The sequence below is a fragment of the Kribbella sp. WER1 genome (genome assembly GCF_054189145.1).
Map to the genome: position 1 here is coordinate 8,369,773 of NZ_CM135186.1, position 24,162 is coordinate 8,393,934.

Here is a 24,162-nt window from a genome sequence, read left to right on the forward strand (position 1 = left end):
ACGCCACCACCGGCCGCTAGCGCTTGAGCGGGACGACCCGGCGGAACTTGCCGCCGGGTTCCTGCTGCGGCGGCTCGTCGGCGTGTTCGATGGTCACCCCCACGATCTTGTGCTCGACGAGCAACTGCGTGAGCTCGCGCCGGACCTCATCCCACACACCGTCGTCACCCCGCAGCCGGACGCGCAGCGTGTCGGGCGCGCTCTGGATCAACTGGTACTGCTGAAGGCCGGGCACCTTGTCCAGCAAGGTGCCGAACAGCATGGGTGAGAGCGCCACGGTCTCCCCGTCCGCGCCGGGCAGCGAGAGCAGGTCCACCGCGCGCCCCTGTACACGGACGGCCGGGAAGATCCGCCCGCACGGACACGGGCTCGGCCGGAGCATCACGCTGTCGCCGAGGTCGTACCGCAGGAAGGGCTGCACCCGGTTGGCGAGGTTGCTGAGCAGTACGGTGTGCGACCACTCGCCGGGCGGCGTCGGCCGGTACTCCGCGTCGACCGGTTCGAGGATCGCCCAGTCGCTGTTGACGTGGTACCAGCCCTCCTCGCAACCGCCGGCGAGATAGCTGCACTCGGTCGCGGCGTACGCGGCCCGGACCTTCGCCTTGAAGACCCGGGCGAGCCGATCGCGGACCTCGGCGCTCAAGGTCTCGCCGCCGGGGACGATGACGGCCGGACGGATCGCCAACCGCCCGGCCTCCTGTTCGCCGGCCAGCAGGAGGAGCGTGCCTAGGAAGCCGCTCACCATCCCGGGGTCGAACCGGCTGAGCTCCGCGACCAGCTCGGGGATCGGCCGGTCGATCGAGAAGATACGCATCCGCCGGCCCAGCCGCGGGTGGTCGAGCTGGAAGCGCCGCGTCCCCGCGACCGTGAAGAAGTGGCCGTTCGGTGCGGCGACCACCGCCGTACGGCCGCCGCGGGCGAGTAGGCGGATGGCGTCGCCTGCCGAGAGCGCACCGCTGGCGCGGGACGCGAGCACCATGTCCATGCCGGTGTAGTGCTCGTCCATCACGTACAGCCCGCGCAGCCCGCTGGTCCCGGACGAGGTGGCGACCAGGTACTCGTCGAGGAACCGGTGGCCGACCAGCGCCGGGTCGGACACGAACGCCTCGACCTTCTCCCGGGTCACCCGCCGATCCGTCACCCAGTCGTCGAACCGCGCCATCAGCCGCGGCTTGTCCGTCACCGGCAACAGCGCCGGATCCTCCACCCGGTCCGGCAGTCCGTCGTACAGCTCGCGGTAGTACGGCGAGTTCTCCCGCGCGAAGGCCACCAGCTCCGCCAGCCGGTCCCGTTGCCGCCGGGCGATCCCCGACGGCCCTTCCTTGGCGGTACGCCGCGCATCGCGACTCAGCTCCCGCGTCATCGGAACTCCCCGAGGATGCCGGTGGTCGCGACCGTGAGCGCGTGCTCGGCCGCCTGCCACAGCTCGTCCTGCGTCCGGCCGAGCTGGGCGCACGCGATGCTGGCCTGCTGGATTGCCCCGAGCACCGCCCCGGTCATCGCGGCCGCGGTGATCGGGTCCAGGTCGGGGAAGGCCGCCAGCAGTTGGTTCGCGACCTGCTCCTGCAGCTTCAGCTGGAGCCGGGCGCCCTTCGCCTGCAGGTCGGGCGTGGTCAGTACCAGCCGGGACACCGCGGACACCTGCGCCGCCTCCCGGCGTGGCACCTGCGGCCGGCGATGGACGGCGTACTCCCGGACCGCTCGTTGCAGGACCTGGCCCGGGCTCTCGTCCGGCCGGGCGCTCGCGATCGCGTCGAGCAGGACGTCGGCGTCCAGGTCGCGCTCGTCGAGGAGCACGTCGGCCTTGGTGGGGAAGTAGTTGAAGAAGGTCTTGGTGTCGACGTCCGCGGCCGCCGCGATTCCGGCGACAGTGGTCTCGTCGTACCCCTGCTCGAGGAACAGCCGCAGGGCCGTCGCGGAGATCCGCTCGCGGGTCTCGCGCTTCTTCCGTTCCCGCCGGGTCTCGGTCACGGCACGAAGATACAGCTTCTAGATTTTTCCATCAACTGGAAGTTTAAGCCTGGGAAGTGTGACGGAACTGAGAACTCACTGAGAGGTTGGCTGCAATCAGTTGCTGCTCGTTCGCCAATAGTTAACCTTCGGTCTTCACGCGGCCGTACATCCCTTTCTAATGTATTCACCATGGACACACCGCCCGCTGTCCGTGCCCGCGGCATCACCAAGTACTTCGGTGAGGTCGTGGCGCTCGATGGCGTCGACCTCGACGTCGCACCCGGCCAGCTGCACGGCCTGGTGGGACCCAACGGAGCCGGCAAGACCACTTTGCTCGGCCTGCTGCTCGGCCTCTCCGTTGCCGACAAGGGCACCCTGGAGATTCTCGGTACGCCGGTCGGCCGCGCGCTCGCCGTCCCGGACGGCGTCGCCGGGTTCGTCGACGGCCCCGGGCTGTACCCGTCGATGACCGCCCGGCAGAACCTGTCCGCGCTCGCCGCCCTGCGCGGGGACGAGACGCTGCAGATCGACGACGTACTGGACCAGGTCGGCCTGACCGACGTGGCCGACGACCGGGTCCGCGGCTTCTCGCTGGGGATGCGCCAACGCCTCGGTCTCGCCGCCGCGCTGCTCACCAAGCCGCGGCTGCTGATCCTCGACGAGCCGTCGAACGGTCTCGACCCGGCCGGCAAGAAGCACGTGTACGGCGTCCTGAAGAAGCTGGCCGCGGACGGTACCGCGGTGATCCTGTCGAGCCACCGGATGGACGACGTCGAGGCGCTCTGCTCGGAGGTGACGATCCTGGCGACCGGCCGGGTCGCGTTCACCGGGCCGATCAGCAAGCTGGCGTCCGAGGACAGCGAACTCGACTACCGGGTGCTGACCTCGAACCCGGTGACCGCCCGCCGGGTGGCCCGCACGACGCCGGGTGTCCGGCTGCAGGAGCTCGACGACGCCCAGGACGACGCGGAGCTGCTGATCATCACCGCGCCGGTGCCGGCGCTGGACGAGTTCGTGAAGGAACTCGTCCAGCAGGACGTCGCGGTCCGCGAACTCGCCCCGGTGGTGTCGCCGCTCGAAGCCGCCTTCCTCGCCCTCACCGAGCAGCAGGAGACCAACTGATGACAGCCACCGTGGCTGCCCCCGAAGCCCCCGGCCGCGCTGCGGTACGGCGGGTGCCGATCACCCGCGGGTACCGCTTCGAGCTGGTCAAGCTGCTGTCGCAGTGGCGGGTCCGGGTACTGATCGTCGCGTGCTGGCTCGCGCCCGCGGCGTTCGTGACCGTGGTCAGCCAGCAGGCGTCGCTCCCGGTCGACACGCTGTTCGGCCGGATGATGCACGCGACCGGTTGGGCCGGCCCCCTTGTGTTGCTGGGCTTCTCGGGATCCTGGGCGCTGCCGCTGCTGACGTCGCTGGTCGCGGGTGACGTGTTCGCGTCCGAGGACCGGCTCGGCACCTGGCGGCATCTGCTGGTCGCGGTTCGCTCGCCGCGCCGGATCTTCGTCTCGAAGGCGCTGTCCAGCCTGACCGTGATCGTCGTCCTCGTCATCGGTTTGGTTGCCTCGAGCACCATCAGCGGACTGCTTGTGGTCGGCAACCGTCAGCTGATCGGCCTGGACGGCCACCTGCTCTCGCCGGGCGATGCGGCCGGTACCGTGCTGCTCGCCTGGCTGTGCGCGCTGGCGCCGACGCTGGCGCTGGCCGCGATCGGTCTGCTCGGCTCGGTCGCGATGGGCCGTTCGCCGATGGGCCTGCTGCTGCCGGCGGTCGTCGCCCTCGCGATGCAGATCGTGCAGCAGCTCCCGATCCCGGTCGCACTCCGGCTCGCACTGCCCGGGTACGCGTTCATCAGCTGGAACGGGCTCTTCACCGAACCGGCCCAGCGCGGGCCGCTGCTGATCGGCGTGATCGTCAGCCTCGCCTGGGCGGTGGTCGCGACCGGCCTGGCGTACTTCCTGTTCGTCCGCCGCGACTTCACGAACCCGACGCACGACGGCTCCGGCCGCCTCGCGTTGACGGCCGGGCTGCTGCCGCTCGTCGTCCTGCTCGGTGTCAGCACCGCCGCCGTCGCTCCGGTGACCGGCTTCGGTTCGGGCATCGACCAGGACAAGGTGCAGCGCGCGGTCGCGGTCGAGTTCGCCCACCTGTACCGCCTGCAGACCAAGCAGCTGAACCGGGCCGATGTCACCGAGGCTCAGCTGCAGACCGCTGCCGAGTGCACGAAGGGCGGCGACCAGGTCGCCGCCCGCGGGCCCGGCAACGACTGGCGGTGCGTGGTCAGCTGGCACATCCCGGGGGTCGACGTGGCCGGCTCGGCGATCTACCAGCTCGACATCAACCCACTCGGTCGGTACGTGGCCGACGGGGACGGACCGAAAGAAGTGAATGGCTTCTTCCTGGTCCGCACCCCGTCCGGAGACGAACCGAACCCCCTGTGGCAGTTCGACGGCAATCTCGAACTGCTACCCGTCAAGTAGTGCCAACCCGAAGGGATTACCCCATGCAGGTAACACGCCGCCGCAGGCGTGACGAAAAGGGCTCGTCAGGTCCCCTCCGGCGCAGAGTACCACTGGTCACGGCGGGTGCCACGGCCGTCGCGGTGACGCTCGGTGGTACCGCGGTAGCCTCGACGACCGGCTTCGGTCACGACCAGGTCGGGCAGGTCACCGACAAGGGTCAGGTCGTCTCGTCCGACCAGTACATCAAGCCGATCGGCGACCGTCTCGTCCTCCAGAAGGGCAAGATCATGTCGTCCTCGGTGAGCCCGGACGGCAGTCACCTGGCCGCTTCGGTGACCGACGGCGGGATGGCGCTGGCCATCGTCGACCTGAAGAACTGGAAGGTCCAGCAGTACGTCGGCAACAACGCCGCCGCGGACCTGAAGATCCCCGGCAACGACATCGGCCAGGAAGGCCCGACGTACTCGCCGGACGGTAAGCAGGTCTGGCTGGGGCAGACCGACGGCTACCGGAAGTTCACCGTGAATTCGGACGGAACGCTGGCGAACCCGACGTTCGTGTCGATCCCGGCCGACGGCGCGAAGCACTCGCTCGCGGCCGAGGCCGTGTTCTCCGCGGACAGCTCCACCGTGTACTCCGCGGTGAACGGGCAGAACCGCGTGGTCGCGATCGACACCGCGACCGGCACCATCAAGCAGAGCTGGGCGACCGGCAACGCGCCGCGTGACATGGTGATGGTCGGCAGCAAGCTGTACGTGAGCAACGAGGGCGGCCGCCCGGCGAAGGCCGGCGACACCACCGTGAACTCGTACGGCACCGACGTGGTCGCGAACCGGAACGCGGCGACCACCACCGGTACCGTCAGCGTCATCGACCTGGCGAACCCGGCGGCCGCGCCGGCCAGCATCGACGTCGGACTGCACCCGACCGCGATCTACGCCAAGAACGGCGTCGTGTTCGTCGCCAACACCGCCACGAACTCGGTGTCGGTGATCGACTCCAAGCGCGGCAAGGTCGTCCAGACCATCGCCACCCAGCCCTGGCCCGAGGCCTCGGTCGGGTACGAGCCGGACGGCATCACGCTCACCGACGACGGCCACCTGCTGGTCTCGCTCGGTCGCGCGAACGCCGTCGCGGTCTACAAGTTCCGGAACGCGCTGGAGCCGGTCAGCTACGTGGGTCTGCTGCCGACCGACTACTTCCCGGCCGAACTCGCGCAGGTCGGCAAGGACATCGTGGTCTCGAACACCCGCGGCATCGACGCCCGCCGCGACACCACGGCCGCCGGTCACGCCACGCACGACACCACGTCGAGCCTGACCAAGTTCCAGCTGCCGGACGACCAGGCGATCAAGAAGTACACCAAGACCGTCTTCGACCAGAACGGCTGGACGAACGGCTCGGCACAGGTTGCCACCGACAACGGTCACCGCAACCCGGTGCCGGTGCCGGCGAAGGTCGGCGACCCGTCGACGATCAAGCACGTGTTCCTGATCGTCAAGGAGAACCGCACCTACGACCAGGTGTACGGCGATATCCCGCAGGGCAACGGCAACCCGGCGCTCACGCAGTACGGCGAGAACGTGACGCCGAACCAGCACGCCCTGGCCAAGCAGTTCGGCCTGTACGACAACACGTACGACGTCGGCACGAACTCCGCCGAGGGCCACAACTGGATGATGCAGGCCGACAACCCGGAGTACACCGAGTCCTCGGCCGGTGAGTACCTGCGCAGCTACGACACCGAGAACGACGCCCTCGGCCACCAGAAGAGCGGCTTCCTCTGGACCGGTGTCCAGGCGGCCGGCAAGACCGCCAAGGACTACGGCGAGTTCCTGTCGATCGAGCAGAAGCCGACCGGCGCGACCTGGCAGAACCTGTACTGCGACACCAAGACGATGCGCCAGACCGGTGCCGCGACGCAGTACCCGATCAAGGTCGGCTCGGCGATCCCGTCGCTGAACGACATCGCCGTCCAGGGCTTCCCGCAGTTCGACCTGAACGTCCCGGACATCTACAAGGCCGAGATCTGGAAGAAGGACTTCGAGAAGAACGGCCCGGCGAACCTGAACATGTTCTGGCTGTCCAACGACCACACCGGCGGTCCGAACAGCGGCCCGGCCGGCGTCGCGGACAACGACCTCGCGGTCGGCCGGATCGTGGACGAGATCAGCCACAGCAAGTACTGGAAGGACTCGGCCATCTTCATCGCCGAGGACGACTCGCAGGCCGGCCTCGACCACGTCGACGGTCACCGGGCGCCGATCCAGATCATCAGCCCGTACGCCAAGCACGCGTCGGTGGACAGCAACTACTACACGCAGATCACGATGGTCCGGACGATCGAGCAGATCCTCGGGATGAAGCCGATGAACCAGAAGGACACCGCGGCCACCCCGATGTTCGGCGCGTTCACGGCCAAGCCGGACTTCACCCCGTTCACCGCGGTGCCGAACCGCACCTCGCTGACCGCGGGCCTGAAGGACCTGCCGTCCTGTGGCGCGGACGTTCCCGCGACGCAGAACCCGGCCGCCGCTCCGGTGCCGTCGGCAACGGTCCCGGCGGACCAGCAGGCGGTCGCGGCCCAGTGGGACACCTGGAAGTCGCAGCAGCTCTTCAGCGCGACGACCGGCGCCAAGCCGGACACGGCCAGCCCGGTGCTGATGAACCACTTCGACTGGTACCAGGCGCACAACTGGTCCTCGCCGTACCCGGGCGAGAACCAGATCTTCGCGCCGCAGAACGTTCCCGGCGCGGTGATCCCGAGCAACGAGAACGACGGCTGACACTCACTGGTAACCAGCAGTTAAGAACCGGCCTGTAGAAACTCTGCATGCCACAGCGCACGCGGGCGTCGGCCCGGATCGAGCAACCCGCCGATCCGGCCGACGTCCGCGTCGTCGGTTACGGCCCGGACGAGCCGCCGGTGGTGCCGGACAAGTACGCCGGCCTGCCGGTCCACCAGGAGAAGTCCGGCCACGGCGACGACTGGAACCCGGAACTGATGGACCCCGAACCGTCGTCGGTGTACGTCGTCGACGACCGCTACCTGTACGTCACCGACGGGCACGGCCGGGTGACGCACGCGGAGGGCTGGCTCGGCTGGCTGCCGTCGAAGGACAACGAGGACCGCCGCAACCTGGACGCGCAGCGCGACGCCGGCAAACCCGACCGGCAGAAGAGCGACGACGGCGGGCACCTGTTCGGTACGTCGTTCGACGGGCCGGGCGAGTCGATCAACATCACCGCGCAGTCGCGGAACCAGAACCAGGCGGTGAAGGGCGTCAGCGACAACTGGCGCCGGATGGAGGAGAGCTGGCAGGCGATGCGCGCCGCCGGCGTCCAGGTGCACGCCGCGATCGACGTCCAGCATCCGAACGGTACGACGCGCCGGCCGTCCAGCCGGACCGTCGTGTCCCGACACGACGGGAAGCGGTCGCCCCGGAGTATCTTCAGGGAGACCAAACCTGCTGCCAAGGGAGCCGGATGAGTGAGATCGGGGTGATCGACACGATCGCCCGCGCGCTGGTCGCGGAGCTGCCCGCCGGGTGGCGTTCGGTGACCGCGGTCTACCGGGCGACGTCGTCGTACGCCGAGCTGGACGCGGACGTGGACGGGTCGCAGGTCGAGGTGCTGCCGGAGGGGCTCGAGGACCAGTTCGAGGAGCTGCGCCGGGAGATGTACCGGCCGGACAAGGGGACGTGGCTGACGGCTCAGCTGACGATCACGTCCGACGGGCACTTCTCGACCGACTTCGACTACGACCACCGGCCGAGCTGGTCGCTCGCGGTCGACGAACGCATCTACCGGGACGACCTCGCCGCCTTTCCGCGGGCCCCGCAGTACGTCCCGAGCTGGATGCGTTAATTAGTTCGCGCGCGCCGGGCGTGCGCTGGTAACGTCGCCGACCTGTCTTTTCGGGATCGAATCGAACCGGATGGATCTGCTCCGGGGCGGGACCCAGCTCACGATTCGAGGCTCCTTTCACCATGGTCGAACCCGAGTTAGCGACCGAACGCGCCTACCTGTCCGCCGCCCGTACCGCACTGCGCTCGATGTACGCCGAGGTCGTGGACCGTGACGTCCAGGTCATCGGCGGCGAGGACAACGACGAGCGCTTCACCAACGAGGCCAACCAGCGGGCCAAGGAGATGCGGACGCACGCGCTCCTGGACCTGCCCGACGTACCGCTGTTCTTCGGCCGGCTCGACTACGAGCACGGCACGATCGAAGGGCACGACCAGATCTACATCGGCCGCCGGCACGTCCACGACGGCACCGGCGTACCGCTGGTGATCGACTGGCGTGCGCCGGTGTCGGTCCCGTTCTACCGCGCGACGCCGACCGACCGGCAGCAGGTGGTGATGCGCCGCCGGTACGGATTCTCCGACCACGCGGACCTCACCGGTTTCGAGGACGAGTCGCTGACCGCCGCGGTCGAGGTCGACCAGGCGGACGCGTTCCTGCGCGCCGAGATCGAGCGCCCGCGCACCGGCCCGATGCGCGACATCGTCGCCACCATCCAGCCCGAGCAGGACGACCTGGTCCGGGCGCCGCTGCACCCGAGCGTCTGCGTGCAGGGCGCGCCCGGCACCGGGAAGACCGCGGTCGGCCTGCACCGCGTCGCGTACCTGCTCTACACCGAGCGCGAGCGCCTCGGCCGCGGCGGCGTCGTGATCGTCGGCCCGAACAAGTCGTTCCTGTCGTACATCCGCAAGGTCCTGCCCGCGCTGGGCGAGGTCGACGTACGGCAGATCACCATCGACGAGCTGCTCACCCGGCCCGCCGCCGCGACCGACGAGCCGGGCGCCGAGGCGCTCAAGGGCGACGCGCGGATGACCGACGTCCTGCGTCGCGCGCTCTGGTCGTACGTCGGTACGCCGACCGAGGGAGTCCTGTACAGCAAGGGATCCCGGCGGTACCGCGTGCACGACTACGAGGTCGTGGACATCGTGTCCGACCTGCGCGGGTCGACCCGGTACGCGCCCGGCCGGAACGCGCTCGCGCAGCGGATCGCGCACGTCGTCCTGGTCCGGATGGAGGAGCGCGCCGAGTCCCCGGACGACCGCGTCCAGAACGCGGTGGCCCGCTCGAAGCCGGTCAAGGAAGTGCTGGACGCCGTCTGGCCGCGGGTCGTCCCGGAGCAGATCCTGCACCGGCTGTTCGCGGACCCGGAGTTCCTGGCCGCGGCCGCGCCGGACCTCACCGACGAGGAACGCGCCGCGCTGCTCTGGGCGAAGCCCGCCCGCTCGTGGAAGTCCACCAAGTGGTCGTTCGCGGACACGGTCCTGCTCGACGAGCTGGAGGACCTGATCGAACGGCGCACCGGTTCGCTCGGGCATCTGGTGCTGGACGAGGCGCAGGACCTGTCGGCGATGCAGCTCCGGGCGCTCGGACGTCGGTGCCGGACCGGATCCGCGACCGTGCTCGGCGACCTCGCGCAGGCGACGACGCCATGGGCCGCGGGGCCGTGGGACCGGGTGCTCGGCCATCTCGGCAAGGACGACGGCATTGTCGAGGAGCTGGACCGCGGGTTCCGGGTGCCGGAGCAGATCATCAACTTCGCCGCGAAGCTGCTGCCCGCGATCGCGCCGACGCTGAGCACCCCGACCGGCGTGCGCACGGTCGCGAACGCGTTGAGCATCGTACCGGCCGAGGCCTCGTCGTACGTCGAGCAGGTGGTCGCCGAGTGCCGCGCCGCACTGGCCGGGGAAGGTTCGGTGGCGCTGATCGCCGCGGACGACCAGGTCGCCGTACTGCGGGACGCGCTCACCGCGGCCGGGCTGGAGGCCGCGCTGCTCGGCGAGACCGAGGACGAGATCGACACGGTCCGGCTGGTCTGCGTACCGGCGACGCTCGCGAAGGGCCTGGAGTTCGACGCGGTCGTGGTGGCCGAGCCGGCACACATCGTCGCCGCCGAGCCGCGCGGCCTGCACCGGCTGTACGTCGTCCTCACCAGGGCCGTCAGCCGGTTGCAGATCGTGCACGCCGACCCGCTGCCGGAAGTCCTCGCCTGATCCTCTGGCTTCGCTATCGTCCAGGAATGAGCATCTTGGTCGTCCTCGGGATCGTCGCGATCGTACTTGTCGTGGCCGGGGTGATCTGGGGGATCGTCGCGCTGGTCCGCCGGCAGCAGTACATCAGCTCGATCCGGCAGCGCGGCTGGACCTTCGTGAACACCCCGACCTGGGAGTCGGTCGCGCGGCTGAGCAATCCGCCGTTCGGGATCGGCTTCGACCGGAAGCCGGACGACCAGATCACCGGGACGACCGCGGCCGGGCGGCAGTTCCAGGTGATCGAGTACAAGTCGCCGTACTGGTCGGGCTGGGTCGGCATGGTGACGCTGTCGCGGCGGCTGCCGGAGCTGTGGATCACCGGCGGCGAGACCACCCCGCGGTACGGCGTCCTCGCGCAGGCGGCGCCCGCCCCGGCGCAGCTCGGGCCCGGTTGGCAGATCGGCGCCATGGATCCGGCGTACGCGCAGGAAGTGATGTCGGCGCAGCTGTGCCAGCAGCTGACGGCCCTCGCCTCGGGACAGACCGGTGTGAACCTCAGCATCGACGGCGACCAGGTCGTCGTCCTCGATCCGCCGCGCAAGGACCTGGACCGGCTCGCGGCCTGGCTGGAGCAGCTCGGCGCGATCGCGACCGCGATCGACAGCACCCCGCTGGACCACCGGATCCAGCCGGAGCCGCCGCAGCGGCTGACGTTCTACCACCACCCGGAGTGGACGTGGATCGGCGTCGACGACAGCCTGCTGCAGTTCGCACCGGTCAAGGGCGGAGGGTCCAACCATCGCACCGAGGACGTCGTACGCGGCCGGGACGGCGACGGGCCGCCGTTCGTCGCGTTCGAGCACCATTGGACGACGACCCGCACCGAGTCGTACACCGACAGCAACGGCAACACGCAGACCCGGACGGTCACCGAGCACCACTCGGAGCCGGTCCTCGGGTTCCAGTTGCCGGTGCGGATGCCGCCGCTGACGGTCGGGCGGAAGGGGCTCAGCCGGGGGATCGAGTTCGAGAGCGAGGCGTTCAACAAGCAGTTCGCGATCTTCGCGCAGGACCGGAAGTACGCGTACGACGTGATCCATCCGCGGCAGATGGAGTACCTGATGGCGGCGCAGGGCGCGCCGTTCCGGATCGAGCAGGACTGGGTCTGGTTCTCGCCGAGGGAGCACAGCCAGCCGGCGATCGCGCACTGCTCGGCGTTCCTGCGCGGGTTCCTCGGGCGGGTGCCGCGTTTCGTCTGGCGCAACCTCGGGCTCGCGGACACGCCGTACCCCGCGCTCGACCACGCTCCGGTGGGATAGCGGGAATGCGGTTGCCGTAAACATGGTTGGATTCCACCGTGTTGAATCAACGAACCGTCGTCATCTTCGGCGCCAGCGGTGACCTGAGCTCCCGGCTGCTGCTCCCCGGACTGGGCAGCCTGCTGGCCGGACCGCGCGCCTCCAGTGTGCGGATCATCGGGACCGGCCGGTCGTCGCTGGACGCGGACGAGTGGACCGGCCGGATGCGGTCCGCGTTCGGCTCCGAGCTGAGCGCCGCGGCGGCCGAGACGCTCGCGACCACGCAGTACGTCGCCGGTGACCCGACGGATCCCGCGCACCTGCGGGCGCTGCTCGCGCTGGCCGGCGAGGCGCCGGTGCTGTACTTCTCGCTGCCGCCGGCCGTCACCACCTCGATCGTCGAGACGCTGCAGGGGATCGAGCTGCCCGCGGGGACCGAGCTCGCGTTCGAGAAGCCGTTCGGGACCGACGCCGCGTCCGCCGCCGAGCTGAACAAGCTGGTCGGCACGCTCGTCCCCGAGGAGAACGTGCACCGAGTCGACCACTTCCTCGGCCGGACCGCCGTCCTGAACCTGATCGGCCTGCGGTTCGCGAACCGGCTGTTCGAGCCGGTCTGGAACGCTGAGCACATCGAGAGCATCGAGATCGTGTACGACGAGACGCTCGGGCTCGAGGGACGCGCGCAGTACTACGACAACGCCGGCGCGCTCGTCGACATGATCCAGAGCCACCTGCTGCTGGTGCTCGCGCTGCTCGCGATGGACGCACCGGCGACGATGGACGCGGTCGAGGTCCGTAGCGAGATGGCGCGGGCGCTGCGTAGTACCCACCTGTACGGGTCACCGCTGGAGGCGAGCCGCCGGGCGCGGTACGCCGGGTACGCCGAGGAAGCGGGCGTGGATCCGTCGCGGGAGACCGAGACGCTCGCCGAACTGACCGTCGAGGTCGACACGAACCGCTGGGCGGGCGTGCCGATCACATTGCGGTCCGGGAAGGCGCTCGGGGTCGCGCGCAAGGAGATCGTGGTCAAGTTCAAGCCGCTGCGGCACCTGCCGTCCGGGCTGCACGGCGGCCGCGACGGCGAGACCCTGCGGATCGGCCTGAACCCGGGGGAGCTGTCGCTGTCGGTGCCCGCGCTCGGTGTCGACGGTCCGTACACGATGGGCCAGGTCTTCCTCGACGCGACGCTGCCGACGTCCCCGGTCCTCCCGTACGGCGAGGTCCTGAACGGCATCCTTCGCGGCGACCCGCTGCTGTCCGTTCGCGGCGACGTGGCCGAACGCTGCTGGGAGATCGTCGAGCCGGTCCTGGACACGTGGCGTACCGGCGAGGTCCCGTTGGGGGAGTACGCCGCGGGCTCGAACGGGCCGGCCGACTGGCCTACGGCTTGACGGCCCGGGTGGCGAAGTAGCCGGACATGTACCGGGCGGTCGCATCCGCGTGATGCGGGGCCTCGACGAAGTGGGTCATGGTGAAGCCCGCCGCGAGTTGGCCGCCGAGTTGCTCGGTGAGCGAGTGGCTGTACTCGATCGGGCCGGTGCCGTACGAGCGTTCCCGTTCGGCGTCGGGGAGATCCAGGCTGCTGAACGGGAGCCGGTGGCGCACGACGAGCTCCTCGCGCTCCTCCAACGCCGGGACATCGAAGATGAAGATGTCGGGGTTCATGAAGCCGGCCATCAGGATTCCTTGCGGGCGTAGTACGCGGAACGACTCCCGCCAGACCGGTGCCAGCTCGGGGCAGAAGACGTTGGAGACCGGGTTGAAGACGACGTCGAAGCTCGCGTCGGGGAAGACGCTCAGGTCGCGCATGTCGCCGAGCTCGGTCCGGATGGTGAGCCCCTCGCGGTCGGCGACCTCGCGGTCACGGTCCAGCTGCTTCGGCGAGTTGTCCAGCACCGTCGCGGACGCACCTGCCGCGGCGAGCACCGGCCCCTGCTGCCCACCACCCGAAGCCAGACACAGTACGTCGGCACCGGCCAGCTCGGCCGGGAACCAGTCGCGCGGCACGGGCTCGTACCCGATCAGAACGACGGACCACTCGCCGGCTCGCGCCTGCGCGATCACGTCCGGCCCGGCCGGCTTGGTCCATTCGTTGCTGTTCTCCACCTCGCGGTCCCAGGCAGCACGGTTGTACGCCACGGGATCAATGCTGTCGCTCACAGCCGAACAGCCTAGCCCCAGGCACCCACACCAGGGACTTACCCTGGCGCGAGGACTGCGTCGTCCACCGGAGAGTGAGACCACCAACCATCACTCTCCAGCACGAGGTACACCAGATGAGAACCACCCGACGCCTACGCCTCATCCTCGCCACCACATCCCTAGCCGCCGCAACCCTCACCCTTCCCACCGCGACCGCCGCGCTACCAGCGTCGGCCGAGGCGGCGTCTGCCAACGTGACGGACGCCGGCTTGCCGGTTGTGGCTACGGGCAATGGAGCTGTTCGGGGGGTGAGTGTTGACGGGACGGCCGCATTCAGGGGGATTCCGTATGCCGCGGCGCCGACCGGCGACCTTCGGTGGCGTGCTCCGCGGGCGGCCGCGAGTTGGCGGGGTGTCCGCGACGCGACGACGTACGCGCCGGGCTGTCCGCAGGCGCCAGGGATCGCGCCGCCCGGCGCGCTGAGCGAGGACTGCTTGTACCTGAACGTGTCGACAGCCGCCCTGCACCACACCACCAAGCGCCCGGTGATCGTCTGGATCCACGGAGGTGGGCTGACCCAGGACAGCGGCTCCAACTACGACGGTACGAAGCTCGCGAAGGCCGGCGCGGTTGTCGTCACGATCAACTACCGGCTCGGCGCCCTCGGATTCCTCGCCCACCCGGCGTTCGCCTCGCACCCCGGCGGAGCGACCGGAAACTACGGCCTGATGGACCAGCAAGCAGCGCTTCGCTGGGTCCAGCACAACATCGCCCGCTTCGGCGGCGACCCGCACAACGTGACCATCGCCGGCGAATCCGCCGGCGGTCTCTCCGTCCTCGCGCACGTGACTTCGCAAAGCTCGAAAGGCCTGTTCCAGAAGGCGATCGTGGAGAGCGGCACCTTCGCCCTCGAACAGGAATCGCACGCCCAAGCAGAGGCCTTCGGCAAGCAGTTCGCCACCAAGGTCGGCTGCGCGGACCAGTCCGCCGCGTGCCTCCGCAAGGTCCCGGTCCAGACTCTCGTCGACAACCTCGGCAACCTCATCCCGGGCGCCGTCGACGGCGCGGTCCTGAAGGAATCCATCGGCACCGCCCTGGCCGCCGGCCGCTTCAACCACGTCCCGATCCTTAACGGCAGCAACCACGACGAGGAAGCCCTCTTCACCCTCGGCGGTCACGTGGTCAGCCGCGGGTACAACCTCCCGTACACCACCCCGGTCACACCGCAGAACTACGAATCCAACATCGCCACTGCCCTGCGCATCACCCCGCCCCAAGCCAAGGCCATCGCCGCCGACTACCCGCTGTCCGCCTACTCGTCACCTGACAAGGCCTTCGGCACGCTGATCGGCGACGCCACCTTCGCCTGTACCGCGGCCAAGGTCGACACCTGGACCAACGCCCGCGCCTACGAGTTCAACGACGACACCGCACCCTTCCTCTTCGCGCCCGCCGGGACGATCCAGGTAGCAACCCACGGCTCCGAGATGTGGTACCTCTTCGACCTCCCGAACGCCCCGTTCCCGCAGCCGCTCAACGCACAGCAGACCACGCTGGCCGACACGATGCGCGCGGACTGGGTGAAGTTCGCAGCCACCGGCAGCCCGTGGCCGGCGTACGGACGCAACCACACCACGAAGTCCTTCCAGCTCCCGGCTCCGACGGTCTCGACCGACTTCGCCGAGCGGCATCACTGCGCCAGTTTCGCACAGAATCTTGACAAGGTTAAGTAAGTAGCCAGAAGATCACCGCCATGACCAGATCCGTTCGGGGCAAGGTGTTAGGAGTCGCGGTCGCCGGGCTCGCTGTCGCAGGGCTGCTGCCTGCAGGTTTGACCACCTCGGCAGCAGCCCCCGCGCTGTCCACCACGACCACCACGACCACCACCAGCCAGCAGCTCTCCGGCCCAGCGGGGGACAAGGCGGCCAAGCCCTACATGGGCTGGAGCAGCTACAGCATGCAGGTCTTCAACCCGAACGGCGGCAGCTGGATCACCGCGGACCAGCTGATCAAGCAGTCCGACGCGATGCACGTCAAGCTGCAGCCGTACGGGTACAACTACATCAACATCGACGCCGGCTGGAACGACGGAATCGACGCGTACGGCCGGCCGACGCCGAGCAAGAAGCTCTTCCCGAACGGCCTGCAGGCGGTCATCGACCATATCCACGGCAACGGCCAGAAGGTCGGCCTGTACGCGATCCCGGGCGTCAGCAAGGCCGTCATCGACGCCAAGCTGCCGATCTACGGCGCGCCTGAATGCACCACCGCGGACCTCCCGGTGCAGCCGCTGCAGAAGGCGGACTACTGGGGGATCGGGTACCGCCTCGACTTCTCCAAGCCGTGCGCGCAGAAGTACGTCGACTCGATCGCCGACCTGTTCGGGTCCTGGGGCCTGGACTTCCTGAAGTTCGACAGCGTGACGCCGGGGTCGGGGATCAGCGACCTGTCGGTGGACGCGCGCGACGACGTGAAAGCGTGGTCGCAGGCGCTGAAGCGGCACAACATCTGGCTCGAACTGTCCTGGGCGCTCGACATCAACTATGCCGACACCTGGAAGCAGTACGCGAACGGCTGGCGGATCGACTGGGACGTCGAGTGCTACTGCACGGGTACGGCGCTGACCGCCTGGCCGAACATCAACCGGTTGTTCCCGAAGCTCGCCGACTGGTGGCGGCACGCGGGCCCCGGGGGCTGGAACGACCTGGACTCGCTCGACGTCGGCAACGGCTCGATGGACGGCCTGACCAAGGACGAACGGCGTACGGCGGCGACCTTGTGGGCGGTGTCCGCGGCGCCGATGTACATCGGCAACGACATGACGAACCTGGACTCGTACGGCCTCAGCCTGCTGACCAACCCCGAGGTGATCGCGGTCGACCAGGCCGCGCGACCCGCCCATCCGGTGTCGACCAAGTCCAACCGGCAGGTGTGGTTCGCGCTGAATGCGGACAGCTCGTACACCGTTGCCCTGTTCAACCTCGGCCAGACCGACGCCGACATGACCGTCAACTTCGCCGACCTCGGGCTGAACGGCGCCGCGAAGGTGCGGGACCTGTGGGACCGGAAGGACGTCGGCACGTACGCGTCGAGCTACACCGCGAAGGCCGTGCCGATCCACGGCGCGCGGCTCTTCAAGGTCACGCCGCAGAAGAACTCGACGATCAGCGTGAACGACGACGACCTGCGGGTCGCGTACGACGGCGCGTGGCAGCGGAACGGGAACTACGAAGTACCGGCCGTGTCGCAGGCGTTGACGGTCGGCGTGACCGATTCCAGGACAGCGGCGAAGGCGCTCGACCTGCCGACGCGCACCGTGCAGGTCAACAACAACGACTCCGGCATCGTGTACACGGGCAACTGGAACTACAGCTCCGGGCGCGGGCTCGGCGACTACCAGGACGACGTGCAGTGGACGGAGACGAACGGGGACTCGTTCTCGTACCAGTTCGTCGGTACGGGCGTGGACTATGTGACCGAGACGGATCCGGGGCAGGGCGATGTCGACATCTACATCGACGGTGAGCTCAAGCAGACCGTCAGCACCTACCTGGATCCGGTGCAGGGGCACAACAAGCCGCAGCAGGTCGTGTACAGCGTCTCGGATCTGCCGAACGGGAGTCACACGATCAGGGGTGTGAAGAAGTCGGGGCAGTTCATGTTGCTGGACAAGCTGAACATCCGGCAGGAGAGCCTGCTCAACCCGGACACGGCGGCGTTCGACAAGAACGCGCCCGCCGATGTGAACGTGACGCTCGGGCGGGATCCTGGTGAGCTGGACGGCATCGCGTACGGCGGCAAGGATCTGGTGAAGGGCACCGACTACACGGTCAACGGGAACGCCGTCACGATCAGCAAGGCGTACCTCGCGACGTTGCCGGTCGGAAACGCCGCGCTCGACGTACGCTTCCGCGGCGACTACCGCGACGACGTCCACGCCACGAAGGACAACGGGGCATCCGTGAGCCTGACCTTCACCGGGACGGGGGTCGAGTGGAGTACGGCGCTCGCTCCCGACCAGGGCAACGCCGATGTCTTCGTGGACGGCAAGCTCGTTCAGCGGGTCAACCTGCACAACGACGTACGGCTCACGAACCGGTCGGTGTTCTCCGCCGTCGGCCTGAAGAACGGCCAACACACGCTCAAGATCGTGAAGGCCGACGGCGACGTGCTACGCAACGACACCATCCGCTACACCATCGCCAAGTAGCTCCCCCCGCAACCCACCCCGAGCGAAGCGAGGGGTGGGACCCTGACTGTTCCCTGATTCACACTGCTCTGACTGACTGATCAGTCAGTTACTTGTTAACCTTGCCGGGGGGATCGAGCGCGCATCCCTGACGACCGAGCGAGGTGCCGCCTATGTCTTTGAGTGATCTGACCATCCCGCGCCGCCGCGGCCGACGGCGGGAGGACTCGCGGCTGGCCGACCATGTCGACCGGCTCGGCGAGGAGCATCCGCCGATCCCGCTCGGTGGGGTCGACTACACGATGAACGACTCGAAGCTGCTGGCCGAGCAGTTCGGGCCGGTGCTGGCCTACATGACCCGGGTCGAGCTCGAGGTCGAGCGGAACGTGCTCGAACTCAACATCCTGCTCCCGGACCCGCCCGAGGTGGACAAGCACTTCTACGCCGACGTGTGGATGCCGCAGGAGACCCGGCACGGGCAGATCCTCGACAAGCTGCAGGACCTGCTCGGTGTCGAGCCGCACGAGCCGAACCTCGACGAGGTGTCGTTCAGCCTCAAGTTTCTCGGCGCGCTGGGCAAGGTGCCGGGGGTGCAGGACATCAGCCGGATGCTGTACTACCTGACCGGGCTCGCCACCGAGCGGTCCGCGGTGCTTGCCTACAACAAGTTCCACGCCGGGCTGGTCGAGCTCGGCGAGCGGGCCATCGCCGCCACGGTGGTCGCGCCGATCCGCCGCCAGGAGCCCGGCCACTTCGCGTACTACCAGATGGCCGCCCAGCAGCTCTGGGACCAGCTGTCGGGATGGCAGAAATGGCTGACGCGCAGCCTCCGGAAGCGTACGTTCGAGGTGGTGGGCGCGTACAACAAGCGCCAGGTCACCCAGTTCGGGGACGTGATGGACAAGCTGAAGATGACCGACGGCGGCGAGGCGGAGCTGCGCAAGTACGCCCAGCAGGTCGGGCGCGCCGAACACGAACTGCTGTGGGCGCACCGCCACGGGCTGAAGGTGCCGGACTACGTCTTCAAGTCCCTGAAGCGGTCAGCGGTGCTCGCTGCCGAACGGAAAGGCGATGTCTGGCCGGCACCGCAACCGTCATGACCGCGCCGGCGCACCACCACAGCTCCCGATCCACCAAACGGCAGATCATCATCGAGACTGCCGAGCGGCTGTTCGCGGAGCACGGGTACGACGCGACCTCGACAGCCCGGATCGCGACCGAGGCCGGAGTACCGTCCGGACTGGTGTTCTACCACTTCGCGACCAAGCTCGACCTGCTGCTCGCGGTGGTGCAGGAGCGGCCGGCGCCCAGTGAGGTACTGCGGTCCGCGGCGCGCGGGCGAACCGTGCGCCGGCGGCTGCGGGCGATCGTGGCGACGATGGCCGCCGAGCTGGAGAACGACCGCGCCGCCCGGATCATCGTGTTCCGGGAGGCGCAGGGGCGGCCGGAGATCGCGTCCCGGGCGAGCGAGATGTTCGCGGAGGCGACCGCGACGGTGGCCGACGTACTGGCCGGTGCCGACGACGTGGTCGCCGACCGGGCCTGGGTGCAGGCGGCCGCGGAGCTGGTGGTGAGCCGGGTGTTCCTGGACACGGTCGCGCTCGGTCAGGTGGAGACCGCGACCAAGCGGCATGCGGCGATGATCGACCTGATCGCGCAGTCGCTGACCTGCGGCGCGCGCGTCCAGGGCTGAACGCGCACGCCGGTGTTCGTCAGGCCGGTGGATCAGGCCGAGGGGTCGAAGGGGATCCCGGACGGCTTGGACGCGTTCAGCAGGTTGCGGAACCGGTCGTCCTTGTCGGTGATCTTGATCGTCGCGGACCCGAAGTCGGCGGTCGTCAACGTGTCGCGCAACGCCGTACTGGGGTAGCCGTTCCAGCCGACGAGCGGTGGGTAGCGCCAGGTGTGGTAGTGGTTCTCCGGCGGTTCGTCGTTGCTGTTGGCGAGCCGGAAGAAGTGCGTGCTGGCGCCGTCCTTGTGGTAGACGACCTTCGGGTGCGTGCCGTCGAACCGGACCTGCGAGCGGGCGTACGTGACCTGGCTGGAGTGCTGCGTGGTGGTCACGTACTCGACCTGGTTGGTGGCCTGGTTGACCCAGGAGATCACGTGCTCCCAGTCGTGCCGGTGGCCGCCGAGGCTGCTGCCGGGCAGTGCCTGGTCCTTCTCGAAGTAGCTCGCGTACACGATCGCGCACCAGCCGTTGTTGCACTTCTCGCGGGAGTACGTCTGCGAGTTGTCGAGGTCGGACTGGTCGCGGCAGTTGCCGTTCAGCGCGCCGGTCGGGTTCAGGCCCGGGTTCAGCGTGCCGTCGGGGCCGATCGCGGGGGTGGCGTAGCAGCCGTCGGTGTCGTAGTCGTACGCCGGCGAGAACGACTGCTCGTAGCCGTCGGCGTTCTGCGGGAGGTTGTGCGGTGGCTCGGCGTACGCCATCGCGGCGGAGGTGATCATCAGGGCGGCGGTGCCGAGGACGACGCCTAGCGTTCGTCGGGGCATGGATGCTCCTCACTTATTTCAGGGCGGTAAGGAACGTGCATCCAGATCTTAGGGCGGTCAGAGCTCGAGCGTCAGCGTTGCGGATGTGCCGTCGGTGTAGGTCACCTGCACGGGTACGCCGGTTCGGTTGGCGTTCACGAGTTCGTCGCCGGGGAACCAGAGGGCGAACTGGCCCGCGTCGACGTTGGCGGCGACCTTGCCGTGCGACGTACTGGCGTAGCTGACCGCGGCGACGTCCTTGCCGGCGAGGCCGGTGATGACCGAGAGGTCGTTGCCGTTGCTGGAGCCGGTGCCGAGCGTGATCGGGGTGAGTGCTCGCGGGGTCGGGAGGGCGGAGGTCGTGCCGATGGCGCCGAACTGGTCGCGGAACAGGTGGCGCGACCGGTCGGTGATGCAGAGCGCGCCGAAGCCTTGATTGTCGGCGAGGACGACGAGGGTCCAGGCACCGCGGCGTTCGGCGATCGCGGTTCTCGCGGTGGCGAGTTGCTTCTTGTAGGTGTCGTCGGAGTTGTTGCGGCAGGCCTTGGAGGCGTCCAGGCGCGCCTTGCCGGTGAGGCCGCTCGGGGTCGCGGTCCAGGTGGCGAAGGCCTGATCACCGCCGAGGGAGGACGGCAGGAGGACGGCGGCGGCCTGCGGTGCGGTGAGGTCGTCGAGGACCGACAGCGCGAGCGTCTCTTGGTGTACGTCGGTCAGTCGCCCCCACGCCCGGGCGAGATCCACCTGCCGGGCCACCAGCTCGGCGTCGTCGTCGAGCGCCGACGGGACCGTCTCGGCGAGCCGGACGGCGACCGCCAGCTGGCGGCGTGCTCCACGATGGGTGTTGAGGATGACGTTGCGCGCGATCCCGAACAACCACGCGCGCGCGTCCGCGGCCTTCGGCGGGAGCTCGTCCGGCCGCCGCCACGCCACCAGGAACGCCTCGGCGACGATGTCCTCGGCCTGCGGTTCCGGCACGCGCCGATGCGCGAACCGGACCAGGTCGTCGTACGTCGCCTCGAACAGCGCGACGAACCGCGCCTCGTGCCCCGGCGGTGAGTGGTTGCTCATGGCCCGTACGTGTCCGGCACCCCGCCTAGTGTGTCGGCTCGTGCCGTTCGCGTCTGCTGAGGATGCTGAAGGCGACGATCGAGATGGCGGTCAGGCAGGCGGGGATGAAGAAGACGTGTGGGAGGCCGATGGCGGCGACGCCGATGCCGCCGATGGTGCCGCCGATTGCGGAGCCGAGGGGGATTGCGCTGAGGAAGATGCCGGACGCGGTGCCGACGCCTTCGGGGTAGAGGTGCTGGGCGATCGTGACGCCGAGTGCGCCGACGCAGGCCCACAGGCCGGCGGTCAGCGTCTGCCCGAGGAACAGCCCGCCGACCGACGTACTGAGCGCGTACGTGATGTTGCCGGCCAGGCCCAGTACGGCGCCGGCCGTCATCGTGCGCATCGCGCCGTACCGGTCGGCGAGCCGGGCGACGACCGGGAGCAGCAGGAGTTCGAGCAGCGGCTGGATGCCGATGACCGCGCCGCGGACGGTGTCGGAGACGTGCAGCTGGTCGGCCATGTAGATCGGCAGGTACCCGAACTTGATCGTGTCGCCGGTCATCGCGAGTACGCAGACCGCGGTGAAGGTCAGCAGCGGCAGCATGTGGTCGATCCGGCGCCGTTCGGTGGCGGCATCCCCGTGCGGGTCGGCGTACCGCTCGACGCGTTGCCGGCCGAGCGGGAGCACCTGGGCGAACACACAGACAGCCGTTGCCACCAGCAACGGCCGGAGGCCGAACACGCCGCCGAACCAGCTGCCGAACACCGGCCCGAGGATCCAGCCGGTGGTGAACGCCATCCGGATCGTCGCGATCACCCGGTTCTCGGCCCGGGTCGGGTGCCGGCTGAGCTCGTCCCGGCAGGCCGCGAACAGCTGCGCCATCGAGCCGCCGGCGACGCTCAACGCGAGCGCACTGATCACGAACGGCATCCACACCTTCGTGGATGCGGCCATCGCGAGCCACCCGGCCGCGCCGATCAGCGCGCAGACCCGGAACCACAGCAGCCGGTCCTGGCTTCGGTCCGACCAGCGTCCGACCATGAATCCGGCGAGCGGTGCGGCCAGGTTCGTCACGTAGTACAGCCCGGCGACCGGCAGCGGCGTGTGCAACTCGCGGACCAGGAACAGCGTCAGCTGCGGCGTCGCCGATGACACCCCGATGCCGGCGATCAGCAGCGACAGGAAGGCAGAGCGGTAGAACCGCGAGCGGAGGACGATGCCGAGTGCTGACTCCGACCGGTCGAGCATCACCGTCGCCGCTGCACGGCGAGGCGTACGGTGCGATCGGCGAGGTCCGAGATCCGGGCGTTGTCGAAGCCGAAGAGCGCGGACCGGGTCCGGTCCTCCAGCGGCGCGATCACGTGCTCGGGGAGACCGCGGGTGCCGGCGAGTACGCCGAGCACCGATCCGACGGTGGCGCCGTTCGAGTCGGTGTCCCAGCCGCTCATCACGACCCGCCCGACGCCGGTCATCCAGTCGTCCTCCGACCACAGCAGCGCGGCCGCGACGATCGCCGCGTTGTTGATCGTGTGCACCCACGAGTAGTGCCCGTACCGCTCCTGGAGGCGGCCGAGCGCGTCCTCCCAGGTGACCTTCGCGTCATGCAGCGCGAGCACGTCCCGCAGCGCCTCGGCCAGCCGCGACTCCGGCGGTACGACGGCGTTCGCGCGCTCCACCACCTCGCGCGGGGACGACGCGGTGAACGCGGCCGCGACCAGCGCCGCCGCCCACATCTCGCCGTAGATCCCGTTCCCGACGTGCGACAGCGCCGCGTCGCGGTACGAGAGCTGCGCCGCGGACCACGGGTCGCCGGCGTGCACATATCCGAAGACGTCGCCGCGGATCTGTGCGCCGATCCACTCGCGGTACGGGTTCCGCCGGCGCGCGACCTCGGGGACGGTGAACCCGTTGACCAGGTTCACGTACGCCGCCCGCTCGGCCGTGTAGACCTGCTCGATCGGGAACAGCCGCGTCCAGGCGACGCCGACGTCCTCGGTCCGCAGGTCGTCGCCGTGCTTCTCGAGCAGATGCAGCGCCAGGATCGCGTAGTCGATGTCGTCGTCGCGCGCCGAGCCGTGGACGTTCCCGCGGGTCGTCTCCGGCCAGCAGGGGACCAGCCGGAAGCCGTCCGGCATCGGGTCCAGCACCGGTACGAAGTCGCGCAGCGGATAGGCGTCCGCGAGCTTCAGATAGTCGCGGATCCGGTCCGTCGTCCAGTAGTCGCCCGACTCCACCGGCTTGCCGATGTTGCACCCGGCGATCCGCCCGAGCCACGCCGCGCGGATCCGGTCCGCCAGCTCGGCCTCGGGTACGGCGGCCGCGGCCGGGCGGGCGTCCAGGGTGTCCTCGATGTCCGCGAGCGCGTCCGGTTCGACGTACGTCCAGCCGGGCAGCCGTTCGGCGAGCGACATCCGGTCGACCAGGTCGAGCACGGCGTCGCGGTCGCCCGGATCGGTCCGGTTCGCCTCCTGCACCAGGGCGTCGACGTCGTACCCCGTCTCGCGCCGCTGCCGGACCTCGTCACACAGCAGGTCCACCGGCCGCAACGCGTCGAAGGAGTGGCTCGAGTACCCCGGTCCCAGATCTGTCACGTGCCCAGTTC

19 protein-coding genes are annotated in these 24,162 nt (G+C 69.2%); 12 read left to right on the top strand and 7 right to left on the bottom strand.

Features of this window, described 5'->3' with window-relative positions:
• Positions 1 to 16: 16 nt before the first annotated feature.
• Positions 17 to 1,363, bottom strand: coding sequence for a phenylacetate--CoA ligase family protein (locus ACXJJ3_RS40690; protein WP_458167385.1), 1,347 nt, complete (start codon positions 1,361 to 1,363; stop codon positions 17 to 19).
• Positions 1,360 to 1,971: a TetR family transcriptional regulator gene (locus ACXJJ3_RS40695; RefSeq protein WP_458167386.1), complete on the bottom strand. Its 612-nt coding sequence runs from the start codon at positions 1,969 to 1,971 to the stop codon at positions 1,360 to 1,362. Before ACXJJ3_RS40695 ends, ACXJJ3_RS40690 begins: the two co-directional genes overlap by 4 nt.
• 171 nt (positions 1,972 to 2,142) lie before the next feature.
• Between ACXJJ3_RS40695 and ACXJJ3_RS40700 the strand changes: the two genes are divergently transcribed.
• The 8 genes from ACXJJ3_RS40700 (at position 2,143) to ACXJJ3_RS40735 (ending at position 13,097) form a co-directional block, all read left to right on the top strand.
• Positions 2,143 to 3,075, top strand: a complete 933-nt coding sequence (locus ACXJJ3_RS40700) for an ABC transporter ATP-binding protein (protein ID WP_458167387.1) — start codon at positions 2,143 to 2,145, stop codon at positions 3,073 to 3,075.
• On the top strand, positions 3,075 to 4,430 hold the full coding sequence (locus tag ACXJJ3_RS40705; protein ID WP_458167388.1) for an ABC transporter permease: 1,356 nt from the start codon (positions 3,075 to 3,077) through the stop codon (positions 4,428 to 4,430). Before ACXJJ3_RS40700 ends, ACXJJ3_RS40705 begins: the two co-directional genes overlap by 1 nt.
• Before the next feature lie 122 nt (positions 4,431 to 4,552).
• Positions 4,553 to 7,198 carry a phosphoesterase gene (locus tag ACXJJ3_RS40710; RefSeq protein ID WP_458167390.1) on the top strand — a complete coding sequence of 882 codons (2,646 nt, stop codon included), beginning with the start codon at positions 4,553 to 4,555 and terminating at the stop codon, positions 7,196 to 7,198.
• A gap of 47 nt (positions 7,199 to 7,245) precedes the next feature.
• A complete protein-coding gene (locus tag ACXJJ3_RS40715) occupies positions 7,246 to 7,902 on the top strand; it encodes a DNA/RNA non-specific endonuclease (protein ID WP_458167392.1) in 657 nt (218 codons plus the stop codon).
• On the top strand, positions 7,899 to 8,279 hold the full coding sequence (locus tag ACXJJ3_RS40720; RefSeq protein WP_458167393.1) for an immunity protein YezG family protein: 381 nt from the start codon (positions 7,899 to 7,901) through the stop codon (positions 8,277 to 8,279). Before ACXJJ3_RS40715 ends, ACXJJ3_RS40720 begins: the two co-directional genes overlap by 4 nt.
• 122 nt (positions 8,280 to 8,401) lie before the next feature.
• Positions 8,402 to 10,429 (top strand): HelD family protein, encoded by a 2,028-nt coding sequence (locus tag ACXJJ3_RS40725; RefSeq protein ID WP_458167394.1) that lies wholly within the window; start codon positions 8,402 to 8,404, stop codon positions 10,427 to 10,429.
• A 26-nt stretch (positions 10,430 to 10,455) separates the two neighbouring features.
• Positions 10,456 to 11,727 carry a hypothetical protein gene (locus tag ACXJJ3_RS40730; RefSeq protein ID WP_458167395.1) on the top strand — a complete coding sequence of 424 codons (1,272 nt, stop codon included), beginning with the start codon at positions 10,456 to 10,458 and terminating at the stop codon, positions 11,725 to 11,727.
• Between the two features lie 38 nt (positions 11,728 to 11,765).
• Positions 11,766 to 13,097, top strand: a complete 1,332-nt coding sequence (locus tag ACXJJ3_RS40735) for a glucose-6-phosphate dehydrogenase (protein WP_458167396.1) — start codon at positions 11,766 to 11,768, stop codon at positions 13,095 to 13,097.
• Here the strand turns inward: ACXJJ3_RS40735 and ACXJJ3_RS40740 are convergent.
• Positions 13,087 to 13,866: a class I SAM-dependent methyltransferase gene (locus ACXJJ3_RS40740; protein WP_458167398.1), complete on the bottom strand. Its 780-nt coding sequence runs from the start codon at positions 13,864 to 13,866 to the stop codon at positions 13,087 to 13,089. The genes ACXJJ3_RS40735 and ACXJJ3_RS40740 overlap by 11 nt on opposite strands.
• A gap of 116 nt (positions 13,867 to 13,982) precedes the next feature.
• Between ACXJJ3_RS40740 and ACXJJ3_RS40745 the strand changes: the two genes are divergently transcribed.
• The 4 genes from ACXJJ3_RS40745 to ACXJJ3_RS40760 all read left to right on the top strand — a co-directional run bounded on the left by ACXJJ3_RS40745 (position 13,983) and on the right by ACXJJ3_RS40760 (position 19,730).
• Complete coding sequence (locus ACXJJ3_RS40745) at positions 13,983 to 15,581, top strand: carboxylesterase/lipase family protein (protein WP_458167399.1); 1,599 nt, start codon at positions 13,983 to 13,985, stop codon at positions 15,579 to 15,581.
• 20 nt (positions 15,582 to 15,601) lie between these two features.
• On the top strand, positions 15,602 to 18,058 hold the full coding sequence (locus ACXJJ3_RS40750; protein WP_458167400.1) for a X2-like carbohydrate binding domain-containing protein: 2,457 nt from the start codon (positions 15,602 to 15,604) through the stop codon (positions 18,056 to 18,058).
• 152 nt (positions 18,059 to 18,210) lie between these two features.
• On the top strand, positions 18,211 to 19,137 hold the full coding sequence (locus tag ACXJJ3_RS40755; RefSeq protein WP_458167402.1) for a GTP-binding protein LepA: 927 nt from the start codon (positions 18,211 to 18,213) through the stop codon (positions 19,135 to 19,137).
• Entirely contained in the window at positions 19,134 to 19,730 is a 597-nt protein-coding gene (locus tag ACXJJ3_RS40760) for a TetR/AcrR family transcriptional regulator (RefSeq protein ID WP_458167403.1), read from the top strand. Before ACXJJ3_RS40755 ends, ACXJJ3_RS40760 begins: the two co-directional genes overlap by 4 nt.
• Before the next feature lie 32 nt (positions 19,731 to 19,762).
• Here the strand turns inward: ACXJJ3_RS40760 and ACXJJ3_RS40765 are convergent, their stop codons facing one another.
• Genes ACXJJ3_RS40765 through ACXJJ3_RS40780 form a run of 4 tightly spaced genes read right to left on the bottom strand, consistent with a single transcriptional unit; the run spans position 19,763 to position 24,151 of the window.
• Positions 19,763 to 20,530 (bottom strand): NPP1 family protein, encoded by a 768-nt coding sequence (locus ACXJJ3_RS40765; protein ID WP_458167404.1) that lies wholly within the window; start codon positions 20,528 to 20,530, stop codon positions 19,763 to 19,765.
• A gap of 57 nt (positions 20,531 to 20,587) precedes the next feature.
• Positions 20,588 to 21,577, bottom strand: a complete 990-nt coding sequence (locus ACXJJ3_RS40770) for an RNA polymerase sigma factor (protein ID WP_458167405.1) — start codon at positions 21,575 to 21,577, stop codon at positions 20,588 to 20,590.
• Positions 21,578 to 21,602: 25 nt separating this feature from the next.
• Complete coding sequence (locus ACXJJ3_RS40775) at positions 21,603 to 22,808, bottom strand: MFS transporter (protein ID WP_458167406.1); 1,206 nt, start codon at positions 22,806 to 22,808, stop codon at positions 21,603 to 21,605.
• Complete coding sequence (locus ACXJJ3_RS40780) at positions 22,808 to 24,151, bottom strand: ADP-ribosylglycohydrolase family protein (protein ID WP_458167407.1); 1,344 nt, start codon at positions 24,149 to 24,151, stop codon at positions 22,808 to 22,810. The genes ACXJJ3_RS40775 and ACXJJ3_RS40780 overlap by 1 nt, the downstream gene beginning before the upstream one ends.
• Positions 24,152 to 24,162: the final 11 nt, after the last annotated feature.